Source organism: Shewanella insulae (assembly GCF_009831655.1).
Lineage (GTDB): Bacteria > Pseudomonadota > Gammaproteobacteria > Enterobacterales > Shewanellaceae > Shewanella > Shewanella insulae.
This window is the reverse complement of record NZ_WRPA01000001.1, coordinates 250,825-262,084: the sequence shown is the minus strand read 5'-3', so window position 1 is coordinate 262,084 and position 11,260 is coordinate 250,825. Positions and strand designations below refer to the sequence as shown.

The following is an 11,260-nucleotide window of genomic DNA, read 5'->3' as shown; positions in this document are numbered from 1 at the left end:
TAAGCAAGTCGTCTGACTCACCTAAGCCCGCCCATTTCTTCATGCTTTACTCTGGGTTAGGCAAGTTTGACACGCCAGGTCGCAGGGCCGGTTTCGTGGGCATTAACCCCTTCGCTGTCTACGGCAACGGTCACCGGCATATCGGTCACGTCGAACTCATAGATGGCTTCCATACCTAGGTCTTCGAAGGCCACCACGCGCGACTTCTTGATCGCCTTAGACACCAGGTAGGCGGCGCCGCCCACGGCCATCAGGTAAACCGCCTTGTGTTTCTTGATAGACGCGACAGTGGCCGGGCCACGCTCCGCCTTACCTATCATGCCCATCAGGCCTGTCTTATCCAGCATCAGGTCGGTGAACTTATCCATACGGGTCGCCGTCGTTGGACCCGCAGGGCCAACCACTTCGCCGCCCACAGGATCAACAGGGCCCACGTAGTAGATGAACTTGCCGGTGAAATCGACGCCCTCAGGCAGGCCTTCGCCGCTCTCGATAAGGGTTTGAATGCGCTTGTGGGCCGCGTCACGACCGGTAAGCATCTTACCGTTTAGCAGCAGCACGTCTCCGCTCTTCCACTGCTCGATGTCAGCTTGGGTAACGGTATTGAGATCCACGCGGCGTACGCCCTCGCCCGCTTCACGGGTGATCTCTGGCCAATCTTCCAGCTTAGGTGTCTCCAGCTCGGCTGGCCCTGAGCCGTCGAGGTGGAAGTGTACATGGCGGGTCGCGGCGCAGTTAGGGATCATCACAACAGGCTTAGAGGCCGCGTGGGTTGGCGCCGATTTGATCTTGATATCCAGCACGGTAGTCAGGCCACCAAGGCCCTGGGCACCAATGCCTAGCTTGTTGGCGCGCTCGAAGATATCCAGACGCAGCTTTTCTTCGGCGGTTTCGGCGCCCTTGGCCTGTAGCTCGTGAATGTCGACAGGATCCATCAGGGCTTCTTTGGCCATCACGGCAGCCTTCTCGGCGGTGCCGCCGATGCCTATGCCCAACATGCCAGGTGGACACCAGCCGGCGCCCATGGTCGGTAGCGTCTTCTCGACCCACTCGGCGATATCGTCTGATGGGTTAAGCATCACCATCTTAGACTTGTTTTCCGATCCACCGCCCTTAGCGGCGATAGCGACTTCAACATGGTTGCCCGGCACCATCTCGACGTGCACCACAGATGGCGTGTTGTCTTTGGTGTTCTTGCGGCCACCGGCAGGGTCGGCAACGATAGAGGCGCGCAGCGGGTTATCTGGGTTGGTGTAGGCGCGTCTTACCCCTTCATCTACCATCTGCTGCACTGTCATGTCTGTCTTGTCCCACTTGACGCCCATGCCGATCTTAACAAAACAGGTCACGATACCTGTGTCTTGACACAGCGGGCGCTTGCCTTCGGCAGACATACGAGAGTTGATCAAGATCTGCGCGATAGCATCTTTTGCCGCCGCACTCTCTTCACGCTCATAGGCCTCGGCCATGGCATCGACGAAATCTTTAGGGTGGTAATAGGAGATATATTGTAGAGCGTCGGCGACACTCTCGATGAGGTCCGCTTGCTTAATGATGGGCTGTTCTATTGTCACAGACATTTCCTTACTCACAGTTTGGTTATTCACCGCCCTTTTGCAGGGTCGCGTATTTTTTTTGAATCCGTTCACAATATGATACTCTTTCGCGACTTTTAGGGGAACATCACATTTTAGATAAGGGTTATCGATGGATTTTTCGTCGACTCAAGGCGTTGCACTGCAAAAGTTAGACTGGAAACTCTCCACCATTGAGGTATTTGATCGCTTCGCTCACCTGCCCTGGGCCATATTGCTGGACTCCGCCGGCGCCGAGCATATTGACGCCCAGTACGACATCATCAGCTTCGATCCCCTAGCCACCATCACCTGTCGAGACGGCGTGACCGATACCAGGCATCTGCATCCTTTAGCAACGACTTCTCGTGGTGAAAAAACTGATGAAACTAGCCAGGACGATCCCTTCTCGATACTGCAAGCCGCTATAGCCGACTATTTCCCGACTCCGCATGCCTGTGAACTGCCCTTCAGCGGCGGCGCCCTGGGCTCCTTTAGCTATGACCTGGGCAGACGCATAGAGAAGCTTCCTGCCACAGCGGCCAAGGATATCGCGCTGCCCGAGATGAATGTCGGCCTCTATGACTGGGCGCTGCTGTTCTGCTACCAGAGTCAGACATGGTCTCTGGTGCACTACCGAAGTGAAACGGCGCTTAAAGAACGACTAGCTGACCTAGAGGCAAGGTTAAGTTCGCGGTCAAGCGAAGCAGCCAATGATGAGAAGTTTGCCCTAAACCGCGACTGGCAGGCGCAGATCACTAAGGACGAATACAAAGAGAAGTTTGACCGTGTGCAGGACTATCTGCACAGCGGCGATTGCTACCAGATCAATCTGACTCAGCGCTTCGAGGCCGAATATCGCGGCGATGAGTGGCAGGCCTACGTGAAGCTCAGGGCCAGCAACAAGGCCCCCTTCTCCGCCTTTATCCGCCTGGAAAAACACGCCATCCTCTCCATCTCGCCGGAGCGCTTCATCAAGCTTAAGGGCGATGCCATAGAGACCAAGCCCATCAAGGGCACCATGGCGCGATCCAGCAACAAAGAAGCAGATAAGGCCGCCGCAGCAGCCCTGGCAGCATCGGAGAAAGATCGCGCCGAAAACCTGATGATCGTAGATCTGCTGCGAAACGATATCGGCAAGGTGGCAAGCCCTGGTAGCGTGCGGGTGCCCCATCTGTTTGCCATCGAGAGCTTTCCGGCGGTGCATCACCTGGTGAGCACAGTTACCGCAAACCTCGCCGCCCCCAACAGCCCCTGCGATCTGCTAAGGGCCGCTTTTCCCGGCGGCTCTATCACTGGCGCGCCAAAGATCCGCGCCATGGAGATCATCGAAGAGTTAGAGCCATCCCGTCGCAGCCTCTACTGTGGCTCCATCGGTTATATCAGCCAGGACAGACAGATGGACACCAGCATCACCATACGCACCCTGGTGGCCGAGGCCCCTCGCCTCTACTGCTGGGCGGGCGGCGGCATAGTGGCCGACTCACAGGTCGATGCCGAATATCAGGAGAGTTATGATAAGGTGAGTAAGATCCTCCCCGTACTGAGTAACTAACGAGCGTATATGACACTGGACGAGTTTAAACGGCGCTACAACCTGCACCTACTGCCCACAGACACAGGGCCGCAGATACATCGCACATTGCGACAGGCCGCCGTGCTCGTTCCTCTGATGGAAGCCAGTGGCGAACTCGAGCTGCTACTCACTCGCCGGCCCACTCACCTCAGGGCCCATCCTGGGCAGATAAGCTTTCCCGGCGGTAAGGTCGAAGAGAGTGATGCCAGTTACGCCGACACCGCCCTGCGAGAGGCGTTTGAGGAGATCGCCCTACCGCGAGATAATGTCGAGGTGCTGGGCCAATACCCCATGTTTAACACCTTCACCGGCTTTGCCATCGCGCCCATCATAGGTGTGGTGAGAGAAGCCTTCGAACCTGTGCTAGATCCCGGCGAGGTGGATGAGCTGTTCAGCGTGCCCCTGAGCTTTCTTCTTGATCCCACCAATCGCATTCAGAAACAGTTTTCCCGCCGCGGCGTAACTTACCCCGTCTACTTCATCCCTTATGGCGACTATTTTATCTGGGGCGCCACCGCCGCTATGATAGACAGGCTCTGCCGCCAGATAGGCAATGAACAACCGATCTAAACCCGCTTCAAACAAAAGCTAAGCCCACTCCAAATAAGATCTAAGCCCCAGCTAGCCCACCCTACGAAAGCTTCATGGCATTTATGCGCCAGCAAACAGTGAATACTGTGAATACTGTGAATACTGTGAAAGTAAATGTGCAGCTAAGAACTAGGCAAATAACTAGACAAAGAACTTAAGATAGAGACCTGCCGCGGTGGAGGTTAACAGGAGCAGCGGGATATTGAACCAATAGCCCATGCGGCTATGGTGGGCCACGTAGAAATTAAAGGCCAGGTTAACCAGGCTGATGGCGGCGCAGCTCCAGATCACATACTCTAGCCTCAGGGTGATGGTGGGATCCCAGGAGAGACGCACACTGGCCCCTTTACTGAGAAAGTAACCCACGGCGCGATCCGGTCTGGCCTCGCCAAAGAGGAGCAAGGCGTACACGGCCAGGGACCAACCTAAGATCGACAAGGTGCCTAAAAAAATCTGGAAAATTTTGACTTTTTTCATCTAGCCCCCTGAATTAGCTGACCATATTTTAAGCATAACAAGCTTTCCAGCCTAACACCATTCGCAGATAAACAGCAGATTAAGGCCGCTTTTTCCCGGCGCTCATGCCTACCTTAGCTGAAATGCCCATTTTATTTGCCCTTAGGCCAAGCTATCTGCTGTTTTTCCCTTGAGAAAAGCCACCAGCAAGGTAATATAAACCTCCAAAATTTTTAATAAAACGTTTCGTTGGAGAACTAAGCAACAATGAGCATTGCATCTGTCGCTTCTGTATTTAAGGGTGATTTTGCGGTTGGTTCGCAAGTTACCGTACGCGGTTGGGTAAGAACTCGCCGAGATTCCAAGGCCGGCATCTCTTTTCTTGCCGTATATGATGGTTCCTGTTTTGATCCCATTCAGGGCGTTGTGCCAAATAGCTTAGACAATTATAACGACGAAATCTTACGCCTCACGGCCGGTTGCTCTGTCGTGATGACAGGTGAAGTGGTAGAAAGCCCAGGTAAGGGTCAAGCGTTTGAGATGCAGGTGACTAAGGTTGAGGTTACAGGTTGGGTTGATGATCCTGATACCTATCCAATGGCGGCCAAGCGTCACTCAATCGAGCACCTTCGCGAACTGGCTCACCTACGCCCACGCACCAACATCATCGGCGCCGTGGCCCGTGTACGTAACTGCCTGTCTCATGCCATCCACAACTTCTACAACGAAGAAGGCTTCATCTGGGTATCTACCCCGCTGATCACCGCCTCCGACTGTGAAGGTGCCGGTGAGATGTTCCGCGTCTCGACACTGGATCTGGAAAACCTGCCACGCACCGACGATGGCAAAGTCGATTTCAGCGAAGACTTCTTCGGTAAGGAATCTTTCCTGACGGTATCGGGTCAGCTAAACGGTGAGACCTACGCCTGTGCCTTGTCTAAGATCTATACCTTCGGCCCGACCTTCCGCGCCGAAAACTCAAACACCAGCCGTCACTTGGCGGAGTTCTGGATGGTTGAACCGGAAGTGGCCTTCGCCGATCTAGACGATGTTGCCGGCCTGGCCGAGCGCATGCTGAAGTACTGTTTCCGCGCCGTGCTTAACGAGCGCCGCGACGATCTCGAGTTCTTCGCCCAGCGCGTCGACAAGACAGTTATCGAGCGTCTAGAAAGCTTCGTCAACAGCGATTTCGCTCAGGTAGACTACACAGACGCCATCGAGATCCTCAAGTCATGCGGCAAGAAGTTCGAATTCGATGTCGAATGGGGTATCGATCTGCAATCTGAGCACGAACGTTACCTGGCGGAAGAACACTTCAAGGCACCTGTTGTCGTGAAGAACTATCCAAAGGATATCAAGGCCTTCTACATGCGTCTTAACGAAGATGGCAAGACGGTTGCGGCCATGGACGTACTGGCTCCTGGCATCGGTGAGATCATCGGTGGTGCCCAGCGTGAAGAGCGTCTTGACGTACTAGATACCCGTCTGGACGAGATGGGCCTGAGCAAGGAAGATTACTGGTGGTATCGTGACCTGCGCCGTTACGGCACAGTGCCACACTCAGGCTTCGGTCTGGGCTTCGAGCGTCTAGTCTCTTACGTGACCGGCGTATCGAACATCCGCGACGTGATCCCATTCCCACGTGCGCCAAAATCAGCAAACTTCTAGAGCCGGCTAACTTCTAAAGCAAGTTATGCATTAAAAAAACGCCCTACTGGGCGTTTTTTTTATGGGCGTAAGTTTCAGATAGCAATTTCTTTGGGCTAACGCCCGCATTTGCAGCTGATTTGGAGCGCAGCAGAAAACCAGTCCGACAACTTGCGCTTGTTAAGTTTTGTCTGCACTTGCGACAAAGTGATCATAATATTTTCGAGCTTCTTCCTCTGGCCCAAGCGCAACGTCAATAAGCATTTGAAGACTCCATACAGGGCCGGGAATCACCTGCTCTAAGTCTAGGTCTTCGGGGTAAGCATCTGGGTCTATAGCCATTTCTAAGTTTTCAAACCACCAAATTTCTATTTTTCTAAGTAAACCGACCATTTCTTCAAACACTTCAGCGACATCAAAGTCTACACCTGACGAGGCAAAAGTGAGCATTTCGTGAGCTAAGGTATTACGACACCTTTTAATATGTTCGAATCTCTCTAAATCTTTATCATCAATTGCATGCATATCTTGCAACCATTTCAATGATGCGTAGAGAGGACTTCTGTTTAGGCTAAGCACCTTTTCTTTATATTCAGGACTAACAATCATCCCATTTCCGTCAAATCCATTTGTAAAAAAACCTTCTATCTTTTCAACAACGCTGCTCTTGAGCATTTCGAAGGCCATCGAAAATATAGAGGCGGTAATAATATTTGTTTTAAGCGTCTCAGGGTGAAGTGCCTTTTCCCATGACGCTTTTACTTTTTCTTCCATGTCGATCTCGATAAAGAAACTTAACGCCCTGTTAAGGTGTGAGCAACGCAATACCGAAGCCTCCGCAGGTCACCTTAAACACTGAACGCAACGCATAGTAAAAATGCCATGCGTTGCGAATCACTCTTAAACAGTTTGTTACCCCAATTTTTTCGTTAGCAGTGACATAAAACTTGCAAGCCGATGAAATAAATACTCAATATGGTCACTGTCAGAAAGCTTTACCTGACTCATTTCTGAATGACGGATGAAGAACGTATTTCCTATGCTTGTTAGTTTTCTCGCTTCTTCCTCAAGTTCAGCCCTAAACTCTGTATCAGACGAGCAGCTGTCTAGCAAAATAGTCATTGATTGCTTTTTATTCTCTGGATTAGAGACCGTTTTTATACGCTCAAACGCATCCCAGAGCTCTTTCAAAGCTTCATATCTAACCCGCACATCAGGGTTGCAAATTTTTGTGTTTGCATGCTCAAGTAGATCATTCAGTGCTTGCTCTGACGTTTTTTGAGTCTTCTGAATAACTGAAGTAAGCGAGCTGCTCACAACCCTGACAATTTGACCATCCCCAAGCAACTCATAAGCCAAACCGTTTCGGGTAAAAATGGTATTAATCTTTTTTAAGAATTCACTTTGTGCAGTTTGAATATCAAATGAAGCGATATGATGATGACCGTAAAACTGATGATAATGACCCAGCACAGGCTTACTGACATTGATATAACAGAACTGAATAAGATCAAGTACATCTAGATAGCTAGGTGTGAATGGTACTTTTTTAGAAACCCAACAATCTGCGTCTTCTTCTTGCTCTGTTACAAAAGGATATTCAATCTCTAAAATTTCCGCTTGAAGTGCTGATGAAAACATTTTTTCATTAGTTCCATAACAACCTTGACCATCAGGGCAAAGCTCAGGGAACTTCTCCCCAAAACCCCCAGTGTCAATTAGACCTTGAATATAAGCGGTCAGTCCAAGCCACACATTGTGCGGAATTTCATTTTTTGTTTGAGGCAAAGCGCCTCTTTCTGGATCACTAAAGTACTTCATAGTTACCTAAATTGGATTAACATTTTATTAGTGCGCATGCGCATCTGATAAACCTATTATTGATGACTTACTAAACTAAAGTTATTGATTTTTAAACACTCTACCAAAATCCTGCCGGATAAACGAGCACCAAAGCCATGTCGTATCAACTAGCGCCAGAATGGGCAAAGTGAGCGCTGATATTGACTCGCTAGCGCACCTTAAATACCTGAAGGCTAATCGTGAAAAACCAGTCATGAAAAGCTAATCATGAAAAGTTAGTCATGAAAAGCTAGCCAGGGATGATATGGTGCATGGTCCCCTGACCGGCGAGAAAGCTCTCGGCCTCCTCCCCCTGTAGCATGGCCAGGGTCGCCAGCATACCCGCCACCACACACTGAGGGGCAAATACGCTGACCGACAGCGGCGCGCCAATTATCGGGTACCCAGTGCCTGGATCGATGATATGGCCATAACGTTTACCTTGGTGAAGCAGATAGCGCCGGGAGTGACCGCTGGTGGCCAGCGCGCCAGATTTCAGCGTCACCACCCTGGCAGCGGAATCGAGTGCATGGGGATCTTCAATGCCTATCTGCCAGGGGCGCTCGCAGCCGGGAGAGGCGATCATATCGCCGCCTAGGTTCACTAAGAGATCATATTCGGGCAGCTCACCGGTCAACACCTCTATGGCCCTGTCGGCAGCATACTCTTTGGCGATCCCGCCAAGATCTATCCCCATGCCATAAGGTAGAAAAAGGTGGTTATCTTCGATAATAAGCCGCTCGAAGCCTACATGTGCAAGCGCCGCCTCTATCTGGCTGTCACTCGGCGTGGTTACACTCTCCCCAACGCCGAATGGCCAGAGGGCCAATACGGGCTCGGCGGTAATATCAAACTTGCCCTGACTGAGCCGATAGCAATGCTCGGCAAACCTGAGTAGCCCGAGAGTTTCCTCGTCGATCGCTTGCCAGTCTCCGGCGCCGCAATTTAGCTGAGTTAATACGCTGCTCTCGCTAAAGCGGTTGTACTTAGCCTCGATGCGCTTAACCTCGGCCATGGCGCGGTCAAAGGCCTGAGCGACTCGCTCACTTACAGATTGTCCCCCTTGCGCCTTACTTCCTGCTTGCTTAGGATGCGCCAGGAATTCACAGCGACTGGCCATGGCCATAAACTCGCCCTTGAGTCCGGCGCGGGCATGCTCCTCAACAATTGCCTCATCAAGCAGTGGTGACAGGCTTAAACCCTCTACCGAGACTAGGCTCAAAATCTCATTCCCAATTGCAGCACTATGGCATCGATGTGGGGGAACTGATCGAAACTGGCGAGTTCACCTGGCAGCTCGACACCCGGGTTTTGTGGGCGTTGTTGATAGTAGGCGAGACGTACACTGGCCAGCATCCCCTGCTCTAACTTCTGGCCATATTTGACGCCTATCGTATAGGTCTGCATCTTACCCAGACGATGATCCGCCGAGGCAAACTCGGGCAAGGGCTCCCCCTCGGTGAGATAGAGGTGATAAAACTCGGCCGCATCCTGTAGATAGGCCCTAAACTGCCATTGCCAATAGGCGGCGCCGCTTAGGTTGTAGCGGTAACGGGCGTCGAAGGTATGGGCCTGCAGCGACCAGTCATCATCACTGTAGCGATAGGAAAAGGTCAGCGTGCCGCTCTCTAGGGCGCCCTTGGTCATGAGATAGAGGTTGTGTTTAAGCCGCTCGTCGGGGCGCTGCTCATAGTGGTAGCCAAGCGCCTGCCCTCCACTATCGACCCGGCTAACCACCTTGTAGGCGTCGTTAAGATAACCATTGACGGCCGAGAGGCCATAGCTCACCTGGGCCTGCCAGCGACGACTCAGGGTCTGAGTGACGCCCACATTAAAATCGAATGTGCGCTTTAGGGCACTCTCATAGAAGCGGGTGGCATCGAACGCCTGCCTAAACTCTGCCTCGCTGGCAAAGTCTTTACGAAACACCATCTCACTCATTCCAACGGGCCGTCCGCCCACAGGATTGACGATATCGAAATAGTAGGCCGCGCCGGCAAACACCTGGGTATTACTCTGATTGAAGGAGTGCTCGAGCCCGGCATTGACACCGAGTGAGGTGTAATCATATTCGCGAGAGAGATACCCACCGAGACTGGCCTGCCACTTGGCAGAGAAGAGATGCTGCCAGTTGGCGCTGAGCTGCAAACGGGTATCCTTGAAGGTGTCATCCAGCGGCAGTTCTCCGGCCCTTGCCTGATAGACGCCGGTACCCGAAGGCCGGGTAAAGCTTTGGGGGCGAGCCTGGATCACCGCGCCATTGGCCGAGGCGCCGGTCAGGGCGTCCAAGGCGATCTTACCGCGTATGATATTGGCGTCATCCAGCGCCTGGCGGTAGTTGATGATCCCTTCTGCCGCCGTGACCCTGTCCTGCTCCTGATAGTAGACCAGGGCCGCATCTATGGTCGCGCCGGCGAGCGGATCGCTCGCTTGTTCCTCTTCTGCTGCGTTCTCGCGCGTCTCGGCGGCTTGCTCTCCCGCAAGCGCACTGTCACTGGTCAGTGCCGCGCCGACACCGAGAAACAGACTGCTGGCCATCAGCAGGGATGCCATCACAGACTCGCTTTCTGGCGAGGCGCTTTCTACTGTCCTGAGTTGATTTGGTGTCGGCCTGTCCTTCATGTCGCTCAAGCGATCTTCCTTATTCCCTGCAGTCTCTTAAAACAACCTAGTTACAACCACAACCACCGCCTGCGAGGGTACGGCCACCGCTGGCGCCCTCCTTACTGAAATAGATATGGTCTTCTATCGCCATATCCATCTCATCGGCCTCTAGCTGCATATCCTCCCGGGCAAATTGTCCCCGCTCCCATGGCTTTACGCCGAGATTCGCGCAACCAGACAGCAGCGCGACCAATATGATCAGCAACTTTAAATCAGTTCCCATCGGCAGCCCTCTTCTTCAACAGCAATTGGATCTCCTGCTCGACGGCAACTTGCTTGGACTTGAAGAAACCCAGATGCTCGCTAACCAAATTTCCTTCGGCGTCAAACAGGTAACTGCTGGGCATACCCTGTAGGTTAAAATGAGTCGCCACCTCACCCTTGGGATCGTAGAGGATATCGAAGCTAGTGTTGAAGTCGGCCAGAAATGGCCCTGCCAACTCACTCTTTTCATCGAGATTGATCGCCACGATCGCCAGCCCCTTGTCGCCATAACGCTGATGCATCAGCTCCATCCAGGGAAAGGAGTCACGACAGGGCGCGCACCAGGAGGCCCAAAAATCCACATAGACCACCTTGCCTTTATAAGACGCTAGAGACACCAACTCGCCGTTCTTGTTCTTGGCGCTCAAGTCAAGGCGCGGCGCAGCGTGGCTCGGCAGCACCATAGACAGACAAAAGAGCATTGCCATCGATAGCCAAAGAAGCTTGGCCATCATACGGGATCTCACTCCCCCTTCTACCAAGGGCCGAACGCCTTGCATATTCTGTCCTCGCGACATCAAAAATCCTTCATTGCCGGTTAAGCACAATCTTTAAAACTTGTACCAGGCGGACTTTCCTAACAAAAGTCTCGTATCTTATTAACGAGGTTAGCAAAAAATCATGGCATTAGGACAGCGAAAGATAT

11 protein-coding genes are annotated in these 11,260 nt (G+C 52.4%); 3 read left to right on the top strand and 8 right to left on the bottom strand.

The features are described from left to right. Positions 1-56: 56 nt before the first annotated feature. Positions 57-1,580, bottom strand: a complete 1,524-nt coding sequence (locus tag GNT65_RS01135; RefSeq protein WP_160793298.1) for a fumarate hydratase — start codon at positions 1,578-1,580, stop codon at positions 57-59. Positions 1,581-1,707: 127 nt separating this feature from the next. Between GNT65_RS01135 and pabB the strand changes: the two genes are divergently transcribed. Together pabB and GNT65_RS01125 are read left to right on the top strand one after the other, a co-directional pair. After that, positions 1,708-3,129 (top strand): aminodeoxychorismate synthase component I, encoded by a 1,422-nt coding sequence (pabB, locus tag GNT65_RS01130; RefSeq protein WP_160793297.1) that lies wholly within the window; start codon positions 1,708-1,710, stop codon positions 3,127-3,129. A 9-nt stretch (positions 3,130-3,138) separates the two neighbouring features. Next, a complete protein-coding gene (locus GNT65_RS01125; RefSeq protein ID WP_160793296.1) occupies positions 3,139-3,720 on the top strand; it encodes a CoA pyrophosphatase in 582 nt (193 codons plus the stop codon). 162 nt (positions 3,721-3,882) lie between these two features. Here the strand turns inward: GNT65_RS01125 and GNT65_RS01120 are convergent, their stop codons facing one another. After that, positions 3,883-4,218, bottom strand: coding sequence for a hypothetical protein (locus GNT65_RS01120; protein WP_160793295.1), 336 nt, complete (start codon positions 4,216-4,218; stop codon positions 3,883-3,885). A 246-nt stretch (positions 4,219-4,464) separates the two neighbouring features. Between GNT65_RS01120 and asnS the strand changes: the two genes are divergently transcribed. Then, entirely contained in the window at positions 4,465-5,865 is a 1,401-nt protein-coding gene (gene asnS, locus GNT65_RS01115; protein ID WP_160793294.1) for an asparagine--tRNA ligase, read from the top strand. 159 nt (positions 5,866-6,024) lie between these two features. Here the strand turns inward: asnS and GNT65_RS01110 are convergent, their stop codons facing one another. From GNT65_RS01110 to GNT65_RS01080, 6 genes are all read right to left on the bottom strand, one after another. Continuing rightward, the gene (locus GNT65_RS01110) at positions 6,025-6,618 is read right to left on the bottom strand and encodes a hypothetical protein (RefSeq protein ID WP_160793293.1); all 594 of its coding nucleotides are present in this window, start codon (positions 6,616-6,618) and stop codon (positions 6,025-6,027) included. 138 nt (positions 6,619-6,756) lie between these two features. Beyond that, positions 6,757-7,665: an AbiJ-NTD4 domain-containing protein gene (locus tag GNT65_RS01100; protein WP_160793292.1), complete on the bottom strand. Its 909-nt coding sequence runs from the start codon at positions 7,663-7,665 to the stop codon at positions 6,757-6,759. 271 nt (positions 7,666-7,936) lie between these two features. Then, positions 7,937-8,812 carry an FAD:protein FMN transferase gene (locus GNT65_RS01095; protein ID WP_420853490.1) on the bottom strand — a complete coding sequence of 292 codons (876 nt, stop codon included), beginning with the start codon at positions 8,810-8,812 and terminating at the stop codon, positions 7,937-7,939. 92 nt (positions 8,813-8,904) lie between these two features. Next, positions 8,905-10,308, bottom strand: a complete 1,404-nt coding sequence (locus GNT65_RS01090; protein WP_244952071.1) for a DUF3570 domain-containing protein — start codon at positions 10,306-10,308, stop codon at positions 8,905-8,907. A gap of 46 nt (positions 10,309-10,354) precedes the next feature. Beyond that, positions 10,355-10,573: a DUF4266 domain-containing protein gene (locus GNT65_RS01085; protein ID WP_160793290.1), complete on the bottom strand. Its 219-nt coding sequence runs from the start codon at positions 10,571-10,573 to the stop codon at positions 10,355-10,357. Further along, positions 10,563-11,132 (bottom strand): TlpA disulfide reductase family protein, encoded by a 570-nt coding sequence (locus GNT65_RS01080; protein ID WP_160793289.1) that lies wholly within the window; start codon positions 11,130-11,132, stop codon positions 10,563-10,565. Before GNT65_RS01080 ends, GNT65_RS01085 begins: the two co-directional genes overlap by 11 nt. Between the last annotated feature and the right edge of the window lie 128 nt (positions 11,133-11,260).

Coding starts and splice junctions, on each gene's coding strand:
- GNT65_RS01100 (WP_160793292.1), bottom strand. CDS start 7,665: ATGAAGTACTTTAGTGATCCAGAAAGAGGCGCTTTGCCTCAAACAAAA.
- GNT65_RS01125 (WP_160793296.1), top strand. CDS start 3,139: ATGACACTGGACGAGTTTAAACGGCGCTACAACCTGCACCTACTGCCC.
- GNT65_RS01090 (WP_244952071.1), bottom strand. CDS start 10,308: ATGAAGGACAGGCCGACACCAAATCAACTCAGGACAGTAGAAAGCGCC.
- GNT65_RS01135 (WP_160793298.1), bottom strand. CDS start 1,580: ATGTCTGTGACAATAGAACAGCCCATCATTAAGCAAGCGGACCTCATC.
- asnS (WP_160793294.1), top strand. CDS start 4,465: ATGAGCATTGCATCTGTCGCTTCTGTATTTAAGGGTGATTTTGCGGTT.
- pabB (WP_160793297.1), top strand. CDS start 1,708: ATGGATTTTTCGTCGACTCAAGGCGTTGCACTGCAAAAGTTAGACTGG.
- GNT65_RS01085 (WP_160793290.1), bottom strand. CDS start 10,573: ATGGGAACTGATTTAAAGTTGCTGATCATATTGGTCGCGCTGCTGTCT.
- GNT65_RS01120 (WP_160793295.1), bottom strand. CDS start 4,218: ATGAAAAAAGTCAAAATTTTCCAGATTTTTTTAGGCACCTTGTCGATC.
- GNT65_RS01095 (WP_420853490.1), bottom strand. CDS start 8,812: ATGGCCATGGCCAGTCGCTGTGAATTCCTGGCGCATCCTAAGCAAGCA.
- GNT65_RS01110 (WP_160793293.1), bottom strand. CDS start 6,618: ATGGAAGAAAAAGTAAAAGCGTCATGGGAAAAGGCACTTCACCCTGAG.
- GNT65_RS01080 (WP_160793289.1), bottom strand. CDS start 11,132: ATGTCGCGAGGACAGAATATGCAAGGCGTTCGGCCCTTGGTAGAAGGG.